14 protein-coding genes are annotated in these 20154 nt (G+C 71.4%); 8 read left to right on the forward strand and 6 right to left on the reverse strand.

Features of this window, described 5'->3' with window-relative positions; translation table 11 throughout:
• Positions 1 to 406: 406 nt before the first annotated feature.
• From AC3EQ1_RS29145 to AC3EQ1_RS29165, 5 genes are read right to left on the reverse strand one after another with little or no spacing between them, the layout of a single operon-like run.
• Positions 407 to 1720 carry a DUF58 domain-containing protein gene (locus AC3EQ1_RS29145; protein WP_432097316.1) on the reverse strand — a complete coding sequence of 438 codons (1314 nt, stop codon included), beginning with the start codon at positions 1718 to 1720 and terminating at the stop codon, positions 407 to 409.
• Positions 1721 to 1736: 16 nt separating this feature from the next.
• Entirely contained in the window at positions 1737 to 2702 is a 966-nt protein-coding gene (locus AC3EQ1_RS29150) for an AAA family ATPase (RefSeq protein ID WP_432097317.1), read from the reverse strand.
• Positions 2699 to 3967 (reverse strand): DUF4350 domain-containing protein, encoded by a 1269-nt coding sequence (locus AC3EQ1_RS29155; protein ID WP_432097318.1) that lies wholly within the window; start codon positions 3965 to 3967, stop codon positions 2699 to 2701. Before AC3EQ1_RS29155 ends, AC3EQ1_RS29150 begins: the two co-directional genes overlap by 4 nt.
• Entirely contained in the window at positions 3964 to 4650 is a 687-nt protein-coding gene (locus AC3EQ1_RS29160; protein WP_432097332.1) for a DUF4129 domain-containing protein, read from the reverse strand. Before AC3EQ1_RS29160 ends, AC3EQ1_RS29155 begins: the two co-directional genes overlap by 4 nt.
• Positions 4651 to 4657: 7 nt before the next feature.
• Complete coding sequence (locus AC3EQ1_RS29165; RefSeq protein ID WP_432097319.1) at positions 4658 to 5962, reverse strand: DUF7544 domain-containing protein; 1305 nt, start codon at positions 5960 to 5962, stop codon at positions 4658 to 4660.
• A gap of 186 nt (positions 5963 to 6148) precedes the next feature.
• Between AC3EQ1_RS29165 and mtnA the strand changes: the two genes are divergently transcribed.
• From mtnA to AC3EQ1_RS29200, 7 genes are all read left to right on the forward strand, one after another.
• Complete coding sequence (gene mtnA / locus AC3EQ1_RS29170; RefSeq protein WP_432097320.1) at positions 6149 to 7297, forward strand: S-methyl-5-thioribose-1-phosphate isomerase; 1149 nt, start codon at positions 6149 to 6151, stop codon at positions 7295 to 7297.
• A 4-nt stretch (positions 7298 to 7301) separates the two neighbouring features.
• Positions 7302 to 7991 carry a two-component system response regulator MtrA gene (gene mtrA / locus AC3EQ1_RS29175; RefSeq protein ID WP_351515682.1) on the forward strand — a complete coding sequence of 230 codons (690 nt, stop codon included), beginning with the start codon at positions 7302 to 7304 and terminating at the stop codon, positions 7989 to 7991.
• A gap of 1 nt (position 7992) precedes the next feature.
• Entirely contained in the window at positions 7993 to 10032 is a 2040-nt protein-coding gene (gene mtrB, locus AC3EQ1_RS29180) for an MtrAB system histidine kinase MtrB (RefSeq protein WP_432097321.1), read from the forward strand.
• Entirely contained in the window at positions 10022 to 11866 is a 1845-nt protein-coding gene (locus tag AC3EQ1_RS29185; RefSeq protein ID WP_432097322.1) for an LpqB family beta-propeller domain-containing protein, read from the forward strand. The genes mtrB and AC3EQ1_RS29185 overlap by 11 nt, the downstream gene beginning before the upstream one ends.
• A 565-nt stretch (positions 11867 to 12431) precedes the next feature.
• Positions 12432 to 12992 (forward strand): ComF family protein, encoded by a 561-nt coding sequence (locus AC3EQ1_RS29190; RefSeq protein WP_432097323.1) that lies wholly within the window; start codon positions 12432 to 12434, stop codon positions 12990 to 12992.
• A 581-nt stretch (positions 12993 to 13573) separates the two neighbouring features.
• On the forward strand, positions 13574 to 14257 hold the full coding sequence (gene hpf, locus AC3EQ1_RS29195; RefSeq protein ID WP_432097324.1) for a ribosome hibernation-promoting factor, HPF/YfiA family: 684 nt from the start codon (positions 13574 to 13576) through the stop codon (positions 14255 to 14257).
• 197 nt (positions 14258 to 14454) lie between these two features.
• The gene (locus AC3EQ1_RS29200) at positions 14455 to 15198 is read left to right on the forward strand and encodes a response regulator (RefSeq protein ID WP_351515736.1); all 744 of its coding nucleotides are present in this window, start codon (positions 14455 to 14457) and stop codon (positions 15196 to 15198) included.
• A gap of 190 nt (positions 15199 to 15388) precedes the next feature.
• Here AC3EQ1_RS29200 and AC3EQ1_RS29205 read toward each other — a convergent pair whose 3' ends face one another.
• A complete protein-coding gene (locus AC3EQ1_RS29205; RefSeq protein ID WP_432097325.1) occupies positions 15389 to 16606 on the reverse strand; it encodes a winged helix-turn-helix domain-containing protein in 1218 nt (405 codons plus the stop codon).
• 597 nt (positions 16607 to 17203) lie between these two features.
• Between AC3EQ1_RS29205 and secA the strand changes: the two genes are divergently transcribed.
• Positions 17204 to 20032, forward strand: a complete 2829-nt coding sequence (secA, locus tag AC3EQ1_RS29210; protein WP_432097326.1) for a preprotein translocase subunit SecA — start codon at positions 17204 to 17206, stop codon at positions 20030 to 20032.
• Positions 20033 to 20154 lie beyond the last annotated feature (122 nt).

The raw sequence follows: 20154 nt of genomic DNA on the forward strand, positions 1-20154 counted from the left end.
GTTATGGTTCCGGGGACCCCGGCTTTTCTGCGTTCCTGGGCAGTTTTCCGTATTCGGACGCTCAAGGTCCTGCCTGTGAATCACAAGCCGACGGAGTATCCAGAGCATCCAACAGCTGACTGGAGCGCCGTAGGCCGATGCGGAGACGCTGGTGGCCCACCGCCCGTGTCGCTCCATCTGCTCTCCGCGAGTGAAGGCCGACGCCGTCGGAGGCCCGCGCCTCGGTCGGCTGCACCTAGGTTGACCGCAGCGCAGGGCGCCGCAGCAGGAAAAGCCGCCCTCTGCACAGGAGAACATGCGGAACATGAGGCCGCCGGAAGCCTGATCCATCGCCGTCGAAGCTGCACATGCATGATCAAGCGACGCACGCCACCCCGGCCGCACTGCGCGGTAGGGGATGCCTTGGTCAGAGGCGGCCGGCGGCCTTGAGGGCGAGATAGGCGTCCGCTAGGGCGGCGGGCAGCTCGTCGGGGGTGGCATCCACGACGCGCACGCCGTGCCGAGCGAGCCGGTCCGCGGTGCGACGGCGCTCGGACTGGGCATGCGCCCCCGCGGCGGCCTCGTAGACGCCGTCCAGCGAGCCACGCGCTGCTGCCATCTCCTCGATACGCGGATCGGCGACCGAGGCCAGCAGAACCGGGTGGCGGTGCGTGAGCTGAGGGAGGACCGGCAGCAGCCCTTCCTCGACTGGGGCGGCATCGAGGCCGGTGATCAGAACGATGAGGGACCGACGGTGAGCCACCCGGAGCACGGTGGCCACGAGCCCTCGCGCGTCGGTCTCCACCAGCTCCGGTTCGAGGGGGGCCAGGGCATTGACCAGAGCCGGGAGCAGATCACCGGCCGCGCGCCCTTGGAGCGACGCCCGGATGCGCCGGTCGTATGCGAGGAGATCGACGCGGTCTCCCGCCCGTGTGGCCAGGGTGGCCAGCAGCAGCGCCGCGTCCATGGCGGCGTCCAGTCGCGGCGCGTCGCCCACCCGCCCAGCCGAGGTTCGTCCGGTGTCGAGGACGAGCAGGATGCGCCGGTCACGTTCGGGTCGCCAGGTGCGGACGGCGACGGAGGACCGACGCGCTGTGGCACGCCAGTCGATGGACCGGGTGTCGTCGCCGGGGACGTACTCGCGGAGGCTGTCGAACTCGGTGCCCTCGCCCCGGGTGAGGACGCTCGTGCGACCGTCGAGCTCCCGGAGGCGCGCCAGTTTCGACGGCAGGTGCTTGCGGCTGGTGAAGGGGGGCAGCACGCGAACCGTCCACGGGACCCGGTGGTGCCCCTGTCGTGCTGCCAGCCCCAGCGGGCCGAAGGAGCGGATGGTCACCCGTTCGCAAGCCTGGTCCCCGCGTCTGCTGGGCTGGAGAACCGTGGTCACCCGGCGCCGCTCGCCGGGCGGGATGCTCAGCCGGTGCCGGGACGCTGTGCCGTCGGCTGTGCCGGCCTGTAGGCAACTGGGGGGCCAGGCGTCGCGCAGCTGGGCCCGCAGCGGCCGGGTGGACGGGTTGGTGGCGGTCAGGTGCACCTGGGCCTGTTCACCGAGTCGAACTGATGTGTCACCGGTTCGGGTGAACTGGAGCGTTCGTACTGGCGCGGCGAATGCGAGGTCGCACAGAATTGCCAATGACAGCAGGGAGTTGAAGGCGACGATGCCGGTCCAGTTGGGGAGCAGAAGACCGGTGAGAAGGGCGCCGACGGCGGCGATCAGGGCGGTGCGTCCGGTGAGGGCCATGGATCGCTTCCGTCGGTCAGCGGGGCACGGGGACGTTGGCGAGGACCGCGGTGATCACGGAGTCCGCGGTGACGCCTTCCATCTCGGCTTCCGGTCGCAGTTGGATCCGGTGGCGGAGTGTGGGGAGAGCGAGAGCTTTCACATCGTCAGGAATGACGTAGTCACGACCGGTGAGCCATGCCCATGCGCGTGAGGTGGCCAGCAGGGCCGTGGCCCCGCGAGGGGACACGCCCAGGGAGAGCGAGGGGGATTCACGAGTGGCACGGCAGATATCGACGACATAGCCGGTGATCTCGGGGGACACGGTCGTCCGGGCGACGGCGGCGCGGGCGGCCTCCAGATCGGCAGGCCCCGCCGCGGGGCGCAGGCCCGCCCCTTCGAGGTCGCGGGGGCTGAACCCTTCGGCATGCCGGGTGAGCACGTCGATCTCGTCCCGACGGGACGGGAGCGGCACGGTCAACTTGAGCAGGAACCGGTCGAGCTGGGCCTCGGGGAGCGGGTAGGTGCCTTCGTACTCGACCGGATTCTGTGTGGCAGCCACGAGGAAGGGGTCGGGCAGGGGACGGGGCGTGCCGTCGACCGAGACCTGGCGCTCCTCCATGGCTTCGAGGAGGGACGCCTGGGTTTTCGGCGGTGTGCGGTTGATTTCGTCCGCGAGGAGGAGGTTGGTGAAGACCGGCCCCGGCTGGAAGGAGAACTCCGCGGTGCGTGCGTCGTAGACCAGGGAACCGGTGACGTCGCTGGGCATCAGGTCGGGTGTGAACTGAACACGCTTGGTGTCGAGTTCGAGCGAGGCGGCGAGAGCCCGCACGAGCAGTGTCTTCGCGACTCCGGGGACGCCCTCCAACAGCACGTGGCCGCGGCACAGCAGGGCGACGACCAGCCCGGTCACAGCGGGGTCCTGGCCGACCACGGCCTTGGCGATCTCTGTTCTCAAGGACTCCAGGGCGGAGCGGGCACTGTCGGCGGTCGGGGCGGTCACGGAGTGCGGTCCCTTTCAGTAGGGGGTGTTGCTTCAGCCGGAGATGGTGCGGAGTGCGGCTCCTGCTCGGTGCCGGACGTGATGCGGCGTTCCAGGGCGTCGAGGTCGTCGGGGAGCCGGACGAGCGCCCGGTCGTCCGCGGGCGGAGGGCCGAAGAGCAGGGCGGCGGCATCCGTCGAGTGGTCGGTCAGATGCCCGGTGATGGCGGGGACCAGCGCTTCCGGGTCGTGAGCCCGGGCGGCCGGGACACCCACGAGCGGGGCGAGCCGGGAGCGTGCCGCGGAGCGGAGGGCATCGGCTGCGCGGTCGCGGGCGTCGGCTTGCCGGTAGAGGCGGGCGCGGCCCTCGGTGGCCTCCGAGGCGTGCACGGTGACCGGCAGAGGTTCGGTCACCAGGGGGCCGAGCCGGCGGGCACGCCAGAGCGCGGCGAGGGCCGCCGCGATGGCGAGCTGGAGGAATGCCCACATCCAGCCCGCTGGGACGAGGTCGAAGAAGCTGCGGTCGTTTCCACCGGCCGCGCTGTCTCCAACGGAGGGGAGGTACCAGACGAGATGGGGCTGCGAGCCGAGGAGCTGCAGGGCGAGCGAGGCATTGCCCCGTTCCGCCAGACGGTCGTTGTAGAGGATGTCGGGCGCCCCGAGGAGGACCGTGTCGCTGCCGTTCGCTCCGGGGATCCGGAGCAGGGTCGGCAGTCCGCGGCTGGGGTAGCAGGCGTCGGTACCCGGGGCGGACGAGTCGTAGCGGATGCCGCCCAGTTCCGCGTCGCCGGCGCGTTCAGCGGCGGCGAAGGAGCAGTCCGGGGGACGGATCGTCACATCGGTGCGGGTAGCGGCCCGTACACCGGGGGCGAAGGTGTCGGCAGGGTCGTCACCGGGGGCGAGGAGCACCGTACGGCCGGTCGAGTCGGCGAGGACGTTGTGCAGCCTGGACTGCTGACGCCGGGTGAGGCGGTCGGGGTCGCTCACCAGGACGGTGGTGCGGGGTCCCGCTGCGGCCAGGGCCTCCTGAGTGGTGGTCACGACCTGTGTCGTGACGCCCCGTTCGGCGAGGAGCCGGGCGACGGCCCGGCTGCCGAAGCGGTCCGCGGAGCGGGGGTCGAGCCGGCCGTGCTGCTCGCCGGAGCGTACGGCGGCGAGTGCGATGCCTGCGACGACGAGGATGGTGAGAGCGATCAGCAGCCCGCGGGACCGTCTCCACAGCTGTCGGGCAGTGGGGGAGGCCGCAGTGGGGGAGGCCGAGGTGGAGGGGCCGGTGGTCGCGGTCATCCGGTGCCCCCGGTGGGGACCTCGAGCCGGGGCCTGGTCCGCTGGATCTCGAGATCCAGGCTGCGCACGCGCTGGTATGTCTCCCTGGTGGCGCGGCGGCCGCCGTATGTGACGTCGTCGAAGTCACGGGCCGCGGCGTGGAGGCGTTCCTCGTGGCCGGGCAGAGCCTGTCCGGCTTCGGCGGCTGCTTCGTCGGCAGTTCTGCCGGGGCGTGGCAGGAGCAGAGCGCGTTCCTCCAGGGACCGGACGAGAGCGCGCATGCTCTCCTGGACCGCCTGGTCCCATGCCTGGTCGGCGGCGTGGCGCTCGGCGGCGGCGCGATGGTCGGCCGCTGTGCGGGCCCGTTCGTCGAAGAGCGCGCCGGTACCGGTGGGGGTGCGGCGCAGCGGGCCGAGGCGCAGTCTCAGGGCGACCACGAGGAGGACGACGGCAAGGATGATCACGACCAGGCCCACCGTCCCGCCGGGGGAGGCCCCGGACGCGGCGGAGAGCAGGTCGTCGAGCCGGTCCCAGGACCAGTCCAGGGCCCGCTGGAACAGGCCTGGCTCGTGCTCCTGGTACCTGGGGTCGGAGAGTTCCCGCTCGGCTGCTTCCCGGGCCGGGGCGCGCGGGATCGTCACCGGTACGTCGTCGTCTCCGTGGCTGTTCAGCAGTCGCGCCGCGGCCGTGCCCCCCGTCGTGATCACCGCATCAGCCCCCCGGCGTGGCGTTGTGCGCCTGGGGAGCCGGGGGCTGTTGCTGAGGGCCGTTCTCGGGAGTTCCGGCGGCGCGGATCAGCTCCAGGTCGAGCGCCTCACGCCGGATGCGCTGGTCCATGTAGAGGAGGGCTGTGACTCCGGCGCTGATCGGGAAGGTGATGGTCGAGCTGATCACCGAGCCGATACCGACGACGATCAGGAAGGTCCAGCTGGTGGTGGTGTTCTCCCCGGTCAGCCAGTCCATGGCGCCCTCGCCGCCCACGACCATGGCGATGATGCTGGTGACGATCTCGATGGCGGCTCCGACACAGAAGATCAGAACCAGGGTGAGCAGCTGGATGCCGAAGATGCGCCACCAGGCACCGCGGACGAGCTTCGCGGAGCGGCGCATCGAGGCGATCACCCCTTGCCGTTCGAGGATCAGAGCGGGGGCGGCGAGGCTGTAGCGGATCCAGATCCAGACGGCTGCCGCGAGGGCCGCGAAGGCGCCGAGCACGATGAACGCGGCGGCGGCAGTCCGGCTTCCGCTGACGGCGAGGATGAGACCGGGGGCCATCGCCACGGCCGCCACGGCGGTGACGAGCAGGGGCAGCAGGAAGAGCAGGCCGAAGAGCCGGGGCAGCTGGCCGCGGGCGCTGCGCCAGGCGTCGCCGGTGGACACGGACCGCCCGAGGACGGCGCGGCTGACGACCATGGTGAGCATCGCGGTGGCGATGATTGTGCCGAGCACGCTGATCAGCCAGGTGACGCCACTGCCGGCGAGGGTGCCGCCGACGGCGTCCAGTGTCTCGTCGAACGTCGGGTTCGGGTTCTTCTCCAGCCCCTGGAGGCTGCCCGAGCCGCGGAACCAGAGGCCGGTCGTCAGCGTGGACGCGGTCTGCGTCACGACGGCGACGACCAGGGAGATGCCGAGGACGGTCCGCCAGTGCGCGCGCATGGTGGAGACCGCGCCGTCGAGGATCTCGCCGACACCGAGCGGACGCAGCGGGATGATGCCGGGCTTGGCCGCGGCGGGCGGCTGGGCCCAGCCGGAGTTCCAGCCGGGTTGCGGGCCCCCGTGGCTCGGGCTGCCCCAGCCGGGAGCACCGCCGGTGCCGGCCGTCGCGCCGGGCGGGCTGGGCGCGGTCCACTGGCCGGGGGGCGGTTGCTGCTGGGACCAGTTCACCGGGGGTGCACCGCGGTCCTCGGGAGCCGATGGGCCCTGACCCTCTGCGTCGGGCCGGTCGCCGGAGCCGTCCCGGGCCGGCTCGTCGGAGGGGGAGGATCCGGGCGAAGCCCAGCCCGGAGAGTCGTTCATCATCGCTCCTTCACGGTGCCCGTCCGCGGTCTCGACTGGGCTCACGCGGCAGGGGGATGCCCCCTGGGTCGAGCACAGCAACGGTCGGTTCGCTGCCATCGTGCCACGGTGTCCCGGAGTTCGTACCGTGCCCTGTACCCGGCGTGCACCTTCAAATACCCCTGCCGTACGGGGCAGACTGGGCGGATGGCTGATCAGGACGCGGTACCTCCCGTAGTTGCTGCACCACCCGCTGTTCCCGCTCTGCGCTGGGACGAGCCGCCCGAGGGGCCCGTAGTGGTGCTCCTCGACCAGACGCGGCTTCCCTCGGAGGAGGTCGAGCTCGTCTGCACCGATGTGCCGGCGCTGGTGGAGGCGATACGGACGCTCGCCGTGCGCGGGGCCCCCCTGCTCGGCATCGCCGGGGCGTACGGAGTGGCGCTGGCCGCGGTGCGCGGCTACGACGTGGACGAGGCGGCGGAGCTGCTGGCCCACGCCCGCCCGACAGCGGTCAACCTGAGCTACGGGGTGCGCCGGGCCGCACAGGCCCACCGGAGAGCTCTCGAGGAGGGCCGGGACCGCGACGGAGCTGCCGCGGCGGTGCTCGCCGAGGCCCGGGCCCTCCACCGGGAGGACGCCGAGGCGAGCGAGCGGATGGCGGAGCACGGGCTGGCGCTCCTCAAGGAACTGGTGCCGGGCGGCGGGCACCGCCTCCTCACGCACTGCAACACGGGCGCACTGGTGTCCGGCGGCAACGGCACCGCGTTTGCGGTGGCGCGGGCCGCCCACCGGGCCGGTGAGCTGCGGCGGCTGTGGGTCGACGAGACCCGGCCCCTGCTGCAGGGCGCCCGGCTGACCGCCTACGAGGCGGCGCGCAGCGGGATGGCGTACACCCTGCTCACGGACAATGCCGCGGGCTCGCTCCTGGCCGCCGGTGAGGTGGACGCCGTGCTCATCGGCGCCGACCGGATCGCGGCCGACGGCTCTGTCGCGAACAAGGTGGGCAGCTACCCGCTCGCCGTGCTCGCCCGCTACCACCATGTGCCGTTCATCGTGGTCGCGCCGATCACCACGGTGGACCTCGGTACCCCGGACGGGACGGCGATCGAGGTGGAGCAGCGACCCGGCCATGAAGTGACGGAGATCACACCTCCGGGTGTTTCTGGCGCGGTCTCGGAGGCAGGCAACGGGATACCGGTGGCGCCGCTCGGGACGACGGCTTACAACCCCGCATTCGACGTCACGCCACCGGAGTTGGTGACGGCGATCGTCACGGAGCGCGGGGTGGTTTCCCCGGTCACGAAGTCAGGGCTCGCCGAGCTGTGCGCCAGGTCACGCCAGGTAACGATTAGCTAATGGGATGATGTCGATTATGAAAGGACGCGTCCTGGTCGTCGACGACGACACCGCACTGGCAGAGATGCTCGGCATCGTGCTGCGCGGCGAAGGCTTTGAACCGTCGTTCGTATCCGACGGGGACAAGGCGCTTGCCGCCTTCCGCGAGGCCAAGCCGGACCTGGTGCTGCTCGATCTGATGCTGCCCGGCAGGGACGGCATCGAGGTCTGCCGGCTCATCCGGGCCGAGTCCGGCGTGCCCATCGTCATGCTGACCGCCAAGAGCGACACGGTCGACGTGGTGGTCGGACTGGAGTCCGGCGCGGACGACTACATCGTCAAGCCGTTCAAGCCCAAGGAGCTCGTGGCACGGATCCGGGCACGGCTGCGCCGTTCCGAGGAGCCGGCGCCGGAGCAGCTCGCCATCGGGGACCTGGTGATCGACGTCGCCGGTCACTCGGTGAAGCGGAACGGCCAGTCGATCGCGCTGACGCCGCTGGAGTTCGATCTTCTTGTGGCGCTGGCCCGGAAGCCGTGGCAGGTCTTCACCCGCGAGGTGCTGCTGGAGCAGGTCTGGGGTTACCGGCACGCGGCGGACACCCGGCTGGTCAATGTGCATGTACAGCGGCTGCGCTCGAAGGTCGAGAAGGACCCGGAGCGGCCGGAGATCGTGGTGACCGTGCGCGGTGTCGGCTACAAGGCCGGACCGGGCTGACATGTCCGGGAACGGCGCCGCTCCGGAGTCCGGAGTTCCGGGGACCGGGTCCCCGGAGGACGTGCGTGAGGGGCGGCCCGTCCCCCCGGTGGGCCGGATTTCCTTGTTCGAACGTTTCTGGCAGGGCGGCAATCTGCTGCAGGACGGTGCGCCGGGCGGCCCGGTGCACCCGGTGCTGCGGCTCCTGGTGCGCTGGGTCCGCAGGCCGCTGCTGCCGGCGGTACGGCTGTGGCGGCGCAACATCCAGCTGCGCGTCGTTGCCACGACCCTGCTGATGTCACTCGGCGTGGTGCTGCTGCTCGGCGTGGTCGTCATTGGCCAGGTCCGCAACGGGCTCCAGGACGCCAAGCAGGGAGCGGCGCAGAGCCAGGCCGCGGGCGGATTCAACGTGGCCCGGGAGAAGGCCGACACGGACGGGCGCGGCCAGAACGGCGGACCGGTCGGCAGCCGGTCGGCGCAGAACTCCAGCGAGTGGCTGACCGACCTGGTGCAGCAGCTCGGCAGTGGCGGGCAGGGCGTGTACACGGTGATGGCGCTCAGCTCCGACACCGAGCAGCCGTTCGTGGACGACAGCCGTGGCACCCGTGCACCGCGGGCGTCCGGTGTGGTGGACCCGGAGCGGAGTGTGCCGGAGGAACTGCGGCGCTCCCTCGACGCGGAGCCCGGTACCTACGAGCAGCACACCCGCATCTTCCGTGGCGCCGGTGACGGCGGAGAGCCCGCGCTGGCCATCGGCAAGCAGTTGAACGACGTCAACGGCCACCCGTACCAGCTGTACTACCTCTTCCCGTTCACCCAGGAGGAGAAGTCCCTGAGCCTGGTGAAGGGGACGCTCGCCACCGCCGGGGTCTTCGTGGTGGTGCTGCTCGGGGCCATCGCCTGGCTGGTGGTGCGGCAGGTCGTCACCCCCGTACGGATGGCGGCCGGGATCTCCGAGCGGCTCGCGGCGGGCCGGCTGCAGGAGCGGATGAAGGTCACCGGGGAGGACGACATCGCCCGGCTCGGCGAGGCCTTCAACAAGATGGCGCAGAACCTCCAGATCAAGATCCAGCAGCTGGAGGAGCTGTCCCGGATGCAGCGCCGGTTCGTCTCCGACGTCTCGCACGAGCTGCGGACGCCGCTGACGACGGTGCGCATGGCCGCGGATGTCATCCACGAGGTGCGGGACGATTTCGACCCGGCGACCAAGCGGTCCGCGGAACTGCTGCGCGGCCAGCTCGACCGGTTCGAGTCGCTGCTCTCGGACCTGCTGGAGATCAGCCGGTTCGATGCCGGAGCGGCCGCGCTGGAGGCGGCCCCGGTGGACCTGCGGGACATCGTCCAGCGCGTCATCGAAGGGGCCGAGCCACTTGCCGAGCGCAAGGGCGGCCGGATCGTGGTGCGCGGCGACGAGCAGGCGGTCATGGTCGAGGCGGACGCCCGGCGTGTGGAGCGGGTGGTGCGCAACTTGGTCGTCAACGCGGTCGAGCACGGCGAGGGCCGTGACGTGGTGGTGCGGCTCGGCGCGGCCGGAGGCGCCGTGGCGGTTGCGGTGCGGGACTACGGCGTGGGGCTGAAGCCCGGTGAGGCGACCCGGGTCTTCAACCGCTTCTGGCGGGCGGACCCGGCGCGGGCGCGCACCACCGGAGGCACCGGTCTCGGGCTCTCCATCGCGGTCGAGGACGCCCGGTTGCACGGTGGATGGCTGCAGGCGTGGGGTGAGCCCGGTGGCGGTTCGCAGTTCCGGCTGACCCTGCCCCGTACGGCGGGTGACGCCCTGCGCGGCTCGCCGATTCCGCTGGAGCCGGAGGACTCCCGGCGCAACCGCGGGCTGAACGACGCGGGTCTGCCGAACGGCGGCCCGGCGCGGACGCCCCCCGTCCCGGCCCAGCCGCGGACCCCGGCCCCCACCGCCGATCCGGCCGCCCTGCCGGGGAACGGCGCACGGGTGGTGCCCCGCGGAGGGGGCGCACCGGACGGATCCGCGCCGCCGGGTGGCGCGCAGCGACAGATGCAGCAGGACAACCGACCCGAGCGGGAGGGCGGGCCTCGTGGGCTCTGACCGGCACATCAACCGTCGATGGCGCCCGCTGCGGGCCTTTGCTCTGCTCGGCTGCGGAGCTCTGGTGGCGACGGGCTGCGCGTCGATGCCGGACAGCGGTGAGGTCCACCGGGTCGACGCCTCGCAACGGGCGGACGCCGACGCGCAGGTGCGTGTGTTCGGGGTGCCGCCCCGGTCGGGGGAGCAGCCGAACGACATCGTCAAGGGCTTCCTCGAGGCGACGACGAGCGACGAGGTGGACTTCAAGACCGCGCGCCTCTACCTCACCGAGGAGGCGTCGAAGAACTGGAAGCCCTTCTCCAGGACCACGGTGCTCCAGGACGGGCCGATCCCGCGTACGGGCGTCCCCGCCGGGGAGCAGGCCGCCCGGAGTGAGGGCGCGACGGCCGAGCTCTCCGGCAGGCAGGTCGCCACGGTCGACCAGAAGCAGGCGTACACCCCGGGCGGGGGCGCCTACCGGACGACGATCCACCTCACGAAGGTGGGCGGCGAATGGCGCATCGACGTCCCGCCGGACGGCCTGGTGCTGGGCAAGGCGGACTTCGAGCGGATCTACCGGTCGGTCAACAAGTACTACTTCGCGCGGACCGATCCGGACGAGAAGGCGGCAGGAGCACAGAAGGAGGTGCTGGTCGCCGATCCGGTATATCTGCGCCGCCGGATAGATCCGCTGACCTCGACGGTGAAGGCGCTGCTCCAGGGCCCCACGCAGTGGCTGAGCCGGGTCGTCGGCACCACGTTCCCGCGCGGCACGGCGGTGGTGGACGACACGCTGTCCCTGGACGATTCGAACGGTCTGCGGGTCCGGCTCAACGACCGGGCGGCGCGGGTCGCGGCACCGCAGTGCGACCGGATGGCCGCGCAGCTGTTGTACACCGTCCAGGACCAGGCGTCGGCGAAGATCAGCAGAGTGGAGCTGGCCCGCAAGGACGGCAGCGAGCTGTGCGTGCTGAAGCCGGGCGAGGCCGCCGCCTACGCACCGGCGGGCCTGAGGACCCACTCCGAGCACCAGTACTTCGTCGACTCCGAGCACCGGCTGGCCAGCCTGTCCGACGGCAGTGACGAGCCGAGCCGGGTGGAGGGACCGTTCGGGGACGGTTCGGTCCAGCTGGGGTCGGTGGGCGTCGACCGCAGCGAGCGTTTCGCGGCGGGGGTCTCCCTGGACGGCCGGTCGCTGTACGTGGCGCCCATGAGCTCGGGGGCCGAGCGGGGCGAGGCCAGGCTGCACAGCTCGGCCAAGCGCGAGCGGGACGCCCTGACGGCGCCCAGCTGGGACGGGAACGGCAATCTGTGGGTCGCCGACCGTGACCCGGACCGCCCGCGCCTGCTGCGGCTGTCCGCCGGGACCGGGAAGCCCCAGGAAGTGGAGGTGCCCGCGCTCGGCGAGGGACGGATCGAGGGCCTGCGGGTCTCCTCGGACGGGGTGCGCATCGCCCTGCTGGTCACCCGGGACGGCCACACATCGCTGGAGCTGGGGCGCGTCGAGCGGACCGAGACCCGCGGGGGCGAGGTGTCGCTCCTGGTGAGAGATCTGCGTTCGGTGGCACCGCAGCTGCAGCACGTGAAGGCCGCGTCGTGGGCCGGCAGCAGTCGGCTCGTCGTGGTCGGCACGGAGGCGGGGGGTGTCCAGCAGCTGCAGTACGTGGAGACCGACGGTTCGTCCTCCAACACTCCGACGCTGCCCGGCATCAACGACGTCCGGGCGGTCGCGGCCTCCGAGGACAAGAACAAGCCGCTGATGGCCCATTCGAGTGACGGGATCGTCCGGCTGCCGCTGGACGCCAACTGGAAGCTGGTCACCCGGAAGGGGTCCGCGCCCGTCTACCCGGGTTGACGGATATCGCTGCCCGCCCCCGACCGTGCGCCTCTGCCGGCCGGGGGCGGGCAGCGATGTCCGTCCCCGGCTCGCCCCCTGTCCTGCCGCGCGGCGGTCGCTGCCTCGGTCGGCCTGCGTGATTTGTGCAGGTCAGAATGATCCCCGCAGGCCAGGGCTGACTCCGAAGGTCGGAGTGTCTCCGCAGCTCGGAGTGTCCCCCGAGTCCGGAGTGCTCCCCGCAGGCCAGGGCCGTGACCGACGGCCGGGGCGCCGGACTCAGGCGCAGGTGTCCACCTCGCTCGCCCGCCCACCCCACCGACCGCGCGGGCTCCGCCGACGAGCCGGGGCACGGTCCTCGGCGGAGCCCGCGCGGCTCCCCGCTCGGCGGCTCCGGTGAGCGGGGCGGCCGTTGTCCACAGGGGTGGTGCGGCAGGGCCCGACCGGCCACCGTGGAGCCATGCGGGGATGGTGGGAGGAGATCTCGGGGCTGGTGCTGCCGGTCGGCTGTGCGGGCTGCGGACAACCCCGGGTGGTGCTGTGCGACCGGTGCCGGTCGGCTCTGAGCGGCCGACGGTCATGCAGGGTGCGCCCAACGCCGGTCCCGGCGGGGCTGCCGCCGGTCCATGCGGCGGCGGTGTACGCGGACGAGGTGCGGGCCGTGCTGCTCGCTCACAAGGAGAGGGGAGCCCTGGGGCTGGCGGGGCCGCTGGGAAAGGCCCTCGCCGGGGCGATCCGGGCCGGATGCGGACCACCGGGCGGCAGGGGGCTGCTGATCGTTCCGGTTCCCTCGGCCCGGCGTGCCGTGGCGGCCCGCGGCCACGACCCGACCCGCCGGATCGCCTTCGCCGCAGCGCGTGAGCTGCGGCGCGAGCGCCGTCCCGCGCGGGTGCTGGCGCTGCTCCGGCAGCGGCGCGCGGTGGCCGACCAGGCGGGGCTCACCGGCCCGCAGCGCCGCGCTAATCTCGCGGGCGCCCTGGTGGTCGCGGCCGGGTCCGCCAGGCTGCTCCGGGCCGCTCCTGTGGTCCTGGTGGACGACCTGATGACGACGGGGGCGTCGCTGGCGGCGGCAGCCGAAGCGGTGACGGAGGCGGGCGGCCGGGTGGCGTCGGCAGCGGTGGTCGCCGGCCCGCTCGGAGCGTGCTGACCCGCTGACTGTCGCCGATCCCGGGCACTGGTGCGGCCTCCCGGTGCGTTGCCGAGGGAGCCCAGCGGGTGCGGCCTCCCGGCCGCTCTCCCCGTTCCTCCGGCCGCTCCTCGGGCCACCGGCCGGGGGCCGTCGCGGACCGTCCGCCCGGGGTGCCCGGACGGAGTGGGTCCTGTGGTGGAACTGGCGGAGAACGCCCAGCGTTGCAGGGGTGAGAGCGGAATGACTCCGGAACCGAGGTACGCGCCGGTAGGGGGTGCCGACAACTGTCGGGTGGAGCTATGTTCGGTGTGAGGAATGGCGGAGGCTATGCCTTATATGTCGGACAAGCGTGCTTCATACTTCGGACGAGCGTGCTTAGGGACTTTTCCGCCGTCCCTGAAGTCGATGGGGTGAAACCCTGCCGACTGGGGAGAAGGAGGTGAAAGTCGCAGCGCCGCGACTCCGGATGACGCCCCGGCTTCGTGGCGGTGCAGCAGACGCAGTGCCGACGGTTCCTCCCGTTGCGGGGAACCCGCCGGCCCCAGGCAAGAGGGATGTGCTCCGCCTCCGGGCGGGGTGATCCGGGAACGGAGTTCTGCGTGGACATCGTCGTCAAGGGCCGCAAGACTGAGGTGCCCGAGCGCTTCCGTAAGCACGTGGCCGAGAAGCTGAAGCTGGACAAGATCCAGAAGCTCGACGGCAAGGTGATCAGCCTCGACGTCGAGGTGTCCAAGGAACACAATCCCCGTCAGGCCGACCGCGCCGACCGCGTGGAGATCACGCTGGTGTCGCGCGGCCCCGTGATCCGGGCGGAGGCCTCGGCCGCCGACCCGTATGCCGCACTCGACGCGGCGACGAACAGGCTCGAAGCCCAGCTGCGCAAGCAGGCCGACAAGCGCCGCGTACACCGCGGCGGCGGCCGGACGCCGGTGAGCGTCGCAGCCGCCACCGCCCCCCTCGCCGCGGCCCTCAACGGCGAGACGCCCACCGCGAACGTCGCGGAAGGCGTGCCCACGACGAGGATGGGCTCGCTGGAGGTGCAGGGCGAAGGCCCGCTGGTCGTCCGTGAGAAGACCCACGCCGCGGCACCGATGAGCCTCGACCAGGCGCTCTACGAAATGGAGCTGGTCGGGCACGACTTCTACCTCTTCGTCGACTCCGAAACCAAGCAGCCGAGCGTGGTCTACCGGCGGCACGCCTACGACTACGGCGTCATTCATCTGGAGCACGACCCGCTGGTCGCCGAGGCGCCGCACGGCGCCGGCGGGGCACTCGGAGGCTGACGGCAGGACGACGCACCACACGACTCGATGCCCCCGGGAGCGCCTGTGCGCCCCCGGGGGCATCACTGTGCGCCCACGGGAGCGCCCCACTGCCGACCGGGCATGAAATCATGACGACCGCGGCCAACCCGTGTTCCATGGAGTGCGGTTGGCGGCAGGGCACGCAACCAAGGCCACGGCCTTCAGGGGGAGGAACGATGGCGCACAGCTTCGGGCCCGGTTCCGACGAGGACGGCCAGGGAGTCGTCGGAGCGGGTGCGGACGCGGAGGGGGCACGCAAGGAGCCCATCCGGGTCCTCGTGGTGGACGACCACGCCCTCTTCCGTCGTGGTCTGGAGATCGTCCTCGCCCAGGAGGAGGACATCCAGGTCATCGGCGAGGCGGGGGACGGCGCCGAGGCGGTGGAGAAGGCGGCCGATCTGCTGCCCGACATCGTGCTGATGGACGTACGGATGCCCAAGCGGGGCGGTATCGAGGCCTGCACCTCCATCAAGGAGGTGGCTCCCAGTGCGAAGATCATCATGCTGACGATCAGCGATGAGGAGGCCGATCTCTACGACGCGATCAAGGCGGGGGCCACCGGCTATCTGCTCAAGGAGATCTCCACCGACGAGGTCGCCACCGCCATTCGCGCGGTCGCCGACGGCCAGTCGCAGATCAGCCCCTCCATGGCCTCCAAGCTGCTGACCGAGTTCAAGTCGATGATCCAGCGCACCGATGAGCGGCGTCTGGTGCCCGCCCCCCGGCTGACCGACCGCGAACTCGAGGTGCTCAAACTCGTCGCGACGGGCATGAACAACCGTGACATCGCGAAGGAGTTGTTCATCAGCGAGAACACGGTGAAGAACCACGTCCGGAACATCCTGGAGAAGCTGCAACTGCACTCCCGGATGGAGGCCGTCGTCTACGCGATGCGGGAGAAGATCCTCGAGATCAGGTAGGCCGTGACCGGGGAGCCTGCCGGGATCGCGGCATGGCAGCGGTGCCCCGGTGCCGTTTCGCGGGCCCCTCCCGGTGGGCCCCGGATACACAAGGGCCGCCGGCTCACTGGCTCCCGGGCCCAGCGGAATCCCGACCCAGCAGAATCCGGACCCAGCAGAACCCCGAGTCAGCGGAACCCGGCTCAGGAACTCAGCGGCTCAGGGCTTCGGTGAGCGGCGCCGAAAGCTCCGGCTGCATGATCCGCTCGACCCGTACCTCCTCGCAGCCCACCCATGCGGCCGCCTCCCGCAGAGCCTCCGCCATCGGCCGTACCGCCCCGTGGCCCTGGAGCGAGAGCTGCCGTGCCACCAGCGTCGTCCCCTCCCGGGCGGGATCCACCCGGCCCAGCAGCCGTCCGCCCGACAGCAGCGGCATGGCGAAGTAGCCGTGCACCCGCTTCGGCTTCGGCACGTACGCCTCCAGCCGGTGGGTGAAGCCGAAGATCCGCTCCGTGCGTTTCCGGTCCCAGACCAGGGAGTCGAACGGGGAGAGCAGGGTGGTCCGGTGCCTGCTCCGGCGGGCCGCGTCCGCGAGCGCCGCCGGATCGGCCCACGCCTCGCCCGCTCCCCGCGGGCCGGACCCGCCGGTTCCGTTCGCCGGCCGCCCCCAGCCCTCCACCCGTACGGGGACGAGCCGCGAGTCGGCGATCACGGCATCCACCTGCTCGCCCTTGAGTCGGTGGTAGTCGGCCAGGTCGGCCCGGGTGGCGACCCCCATTGCGACCCCCGCCTGCTCGACCAGGCGGCGGATGCATGCGGAGTCGTCGAGGTCGTCGTGGAGCAGGCGGTCCGGTACGGCGCGTTCCGCGAGGTCGTACACCCGCTTCCAGCCCCGCCGCTCGGTGCAGACGACCTCGCCGGTGTCCAGCAGCCACTCGACGGCGATCTTCGTCTCGGACCAGTCGTACCAGGGGCCGCCGTTCTTGGCGCCGCCCAACTCCGTTGCGGTCAGCGGCCCGTCGGCCTTCAGCCGGTCCCGCACCGCCGCGCACGAGCGCTCCGAGTCCTCCAGCACATGCCAGCGGTGGCCTTTCGCCCGGCGGGCCCGGCGGCGGAAGGCGAAGTGCGGCCACTCCTCGATCGGCAGGATGCACGCCGCGTGCGACCAGTATTCGAAGGAGTGGGTGTCCGTCCAGTACGCCGCCTCGACGGCGGGGCGGCCCACCGGGCCGAGCCGCGCGTAGGGCACCAACTCGTGGGATCTGGCCAGCACCGAGATCGTGTCCAGCTGTATCGCGCCCAGATGACGCAGTACTCCCCGCACCCCGGCCCGGCGGTCCGGGGCACCCAGGAGCCCCTGGGCGCGCAGGGCGATCCGCCGTGCGTCGTCGGCGGAGAGTTCGATGGCCGGCCTCGGCAACGTGGTCATGGCCGCACCCTAGATGCCGCCACTGACAGCCTTGCCGTCCCGGTCGGGGCGCGGTCCCCCTGCCGACGGCTTCCGTAGGCGCGTGCGCGGGCACTGCCTTCCGGCCGCGCCCGCGCCACCCCGGGAGCCTCCGCAGCGGAGAGCGGACTCTCACCGTCCGAACGGTCGGCCCCCTTGGAGCGGGCACACCGATGAGGGGCGGGCCCTCGCGCCCGCAGCCCAGGATCACCCGCAGCGCAGGGACCGCACTCCGGCCGCGCGGATGATCAAGCCCGGGGACCGCACTCCGGCCGCGCGGATGATCACTGTTCGGTGCACAGGAGGCCGGGCCCGGCCCCACCGGAGCGGACCGCGCGCCGGAGCGGGGCCGCCTCGCGCCGGGCCCCGGTCCCGCGCCGGGGCGGTCGTGAGGCGGTTGCGGGGCACCTTCCGGGGCGCTCGTACGTTCTCCTTACGGGTGACACCGGCCCTTCCGGCAGACGGACCTCCCGGCGCGGCGGGGTCCTGACTTACGATGGCCGTTGCGGCGGGGCCTGCCCCTGCCGTGCCCGCGCACATGAACCGTGCCAGGCCCGACCGGCAAGGAGACCAACCTACGTGTCCGTCTTCAACAAGCTCATGCGTGCAGGCGAAGGCAAGATCCTGCGCAAGCTGCACCGCATCGCGGGCCAGGTCAACTCCATCGAAGAGGACTTCGTCAACCTCTCCGACGCCGAGCTGCGGGCACTCACCGACGAGTACAAGCAGCGGTATGCCGACGGTGAGAGCCTGGACGACCTGCTCCCCGAGGCGTTCGCGACCGTCCGCGAGGCGGCCAAGCGTGTCCTCGGACAGCGCCACTACGACGTTCAGCTGATGGGTGGCGCCGCGCTCCACCTCGGCTACGTCGCCGAGATGCGTACCGGTGAGGGCAAGACCCTCGTCGGTACCCTCCCCGCCTACCTCAACGCGCTGTCCGGCGAGGGCGTGCACCTGATCACGGTGAACGACTACCTGGCCGAGCGCGACTCGGAGTGGATGGGCCGGGTGCACAAGTTCCTCGGACTCGAGGTCGGCTGCATCCTGGCCAACATGACGCCCGCGCAGCGCCGCGACATGTACGCCTGCGACATCACCTACGGCACCAACAACGAGTTCGGCTTCGACTACCTGCGCGACAACATGGCGTGGTCGAAGGACGAACTGGTGCAGCGCGGCCACAACTTCGCGATCGTCGACGAGGTCGACTCGATCCTCGTCGACGAGGCCCGTACCCCGCTGATCATCTCCGGCCCCGCCGACCAGGCGACGAAGTGGTACGGCGACTTCGCCAAGCTCGTCACCCGGCTGACCAAGGGCGAGGCGGCGAACCCGCAGAAGGGGCTGGACGAGACCGGCGACTACGAGGTCGACGAGAAGAAGCGCACGGTCGCCATCCACGAGTCCGGTGTGAGCAAGGTCGAGGACTGGCTGGGCATCGACAACCTCTACGAGTCGGTGAACACGCCGCTCGTCGGCTACCTCAACAACGCGATCAAGGCCAAGGAGCTCTTCAAGAAGGACAAGGACTACGTCGTCATGGACGGCGAAGTCATGATCGTTGATGAGCACACCGGCCGTATCCTCGCGGGCCGCCGCTACAACGAGGGCATGCACCAGGCGATCGAGGCGAAGGAAGGGGTGGACATCAAGGACGAGAACCAGACCCTCGCCACGATCACCCTGCAGAACTTCTTCCGCCTCTACAACAAGCTCTCCGGCATGACCGGTACGGCCATGACCGAGGCCGCCGAGTTCCACCAGATCTACAAGCTCGGCGTGGTGCCGATCCCGACCCACCGCGACGTCCAGCGGATCGACCAGTCCGACCTGATCTACCGCACCGAACCCGCGAAGTTCGCGGCCGTGGTCGAGGACATCGCCGAGAAGCACAAGAAGGGCCAGCCGGTCCTGGTCGGCACCACCTCGGTCGAGAAGTCCGAGTACCTCTCGAACCAGCTGGCCAAGCGCGGTGTGCCGCACGAGGTGCTCAACGCCAAGCAGCACGACCGGGAAGCGACGATCGTCGCCCAGGCGGGCCGCCGGGGCGCGGTCACCGTGGCCACCAACATGGCCGGCCGCGGTACCGACATCAAGCTCGGCGGCAACCCGGACGACCTGGCCGAGGCGGAGCTGCGCCAGCGCGGTCTCGACCCGGTGGAGCACCCCGAGGAGTGGGCCGCCGCGCTGCCCGCGGCCCTGGAGAAGGCCGAAGCCGCGGTCAAGGCCGAGCACGACGAGGTCAAGGACCTCGGCGGGCTCTACGTGCTGGGCACCGAGCGCCACGAGTCCCGGCGTATCGACAACCAGCTGCGGGGTCGTTCCGGCCGCCAGGGCGACCCGGGCGAGTCCCGCTTCTACCTGTCGCTGGGCGACGACCTGATGCGGCTGTTCAAGGCGCAGATGGTCGAGCGCGTCATGGCGATGGCGAACGTCCCGGACGACGTGCCGATCGAGAACCGGATGGTCACCAAGGCCATTGCCTCCGCGCAGTCGCAGGTCGAGCAGCAGAACTTCGAGACACGTAAGAACGTCCTGAAGTACGACGAGGTCCTCAACCGGCAGCGTGAGGTCATCTACGGCGAGCGGCGCCGCGTCCTGGAGGGCGAGGACCTGCACGAGCAGGTCCGGCACTTCATGGACGACACCATCGACGCGTACATCCAGGCGGAGACCGTCGAGGGCTTCGCCGAGGAGTGGGACCTCGACCGGCTGTGGGGCGCGTTCAAGCAGCTCTACCCGGTGAAGGTCACCGTCGAGGAGCTGGAGGACGCCGCCGGGGACCGGGCCGGGATCACCTCCGAGTTCATCGCGGAGTCGATCAAGGACGACGTCCATGAGCAGTACGACGCGCGGGAGAAGGAGCTCGGCTCGGAGATCATGCGTGAGCTGGAGCGGCGCGTGGTCCTGTCGGTGCTGGACCGCAAGTGGCGCGAGCACCTCTACGAGATGGACTACCTCCAGGAGGGCATCGGCCTCCGCGCGATGGCCCAGAAGGACCCGCTGGTCGAGTACCAGCGCGAGGGCTTCGACATGTTCACGGCCATGATGGAGGGCATCAAGGAGGAGTCGGTCGGCTACCTGTTCAACCTGGAGGTCCAGGTCGAGCAGCAGGTCGAGGAGGTTCCCGTCACCGACGCCGAGGCGAAGGCCACGCTCGAGAAGGAGCCGGAGGACGCCGTTCCGGCGGCTGCCGTCGGCCGTCCCGAGATCCGGGCCAAGGGCCTCGAGGCGCCGCAGCGTCCCGACCGGCTGCACTTCACCGCCCCGAAGGTGGACGGCGAGGGCGACATCGTCGAGGGCGACCTGGTCGGCGACGACGGCCCGCCGCGCTCCGAGGCGGACGGTATGACCCGCGCCGAGCGCCGCAAGGCGCAGAAGGCCGCCGGCCGCCGCCGCAAGAAGTAGCCACGCGTAGCAGTCGCGGCTCGGAGTAGTCGCGGCTCGGACCGACGAACGGGCCGGGGCGGAACACCACACGGTGTTCCGCCCCGGCCCGTTCGCACGTTCCGGGGCCGGGGCCGGGGCCG

The sequence above is a fragment of the Streptomyces sp. bgisy100 genome, from assembly GCF_057709105.1.

What these genes read in the sequence shown, in the direction of transcription:
- AC3EQ1_RS29145 (WP_432097316.1), bottom strand. Translation starts at nt 1,720, where the DNA reads ATGGCCCTCACCGGACGCACCGCCCTGATCGCCGCCGTCGGCGCCCTT.
- AC3EQ1_RS29155 (WP_432097318.1), bottom strand. Translation starts at nt 3,967, where the DNA reads ATGACCGCGACCACCGGCCCCTCCACCTCGGCCTCCCCCACTGCGGCC.
- AC3EQ1_RS29165 (WP_432097319.1), bottom strand. Translation starts at nt 5,962, where the DNA reads ATGAACGACTCTCCGGGCTGGGCTTCGCCCGGATCCTCCCCCTCCGAC.
- mtnA (WP_432097320.1), top strand. Translation starts at nt 6,149, where the DNA reads ATGGCTGATCAGGACGCGGTACCTCCCGTAGTTGCTGCACCACCCGCT.
- mtrA (WP_351515682.1), top strand. Translation starts at nt 7,302, where the DNA reads ATGATGTCGATTATGAAAGGACGCGTCCTGGTCGTCGACGACGACACC.
- mtrB (WP_432097321.1), top strand. Translation starts at nt 7,993, where the DNA reads ATGTCCGGGAACGGCGCCGCTCCGGAGTCCGGAGTTCCGGGGACCGGG.
- AC3EQ1_RS29200 (WP_351515736.1), top strand. Translation starts at nt 14,455, where the DNA reads ATGGCGCACAGCTTCGGGCCCGGTTCCGACGAGGACGGCCAGGGAGTC.
- AC3EQ1_RS29205 (WP_432097325.1), bottom strand. Translation starts at nt 16,606, where the DNA reads ATGACCACGTTGCCGAGGCCGGCCATCGAACTCTCCGCCGACGACGCA.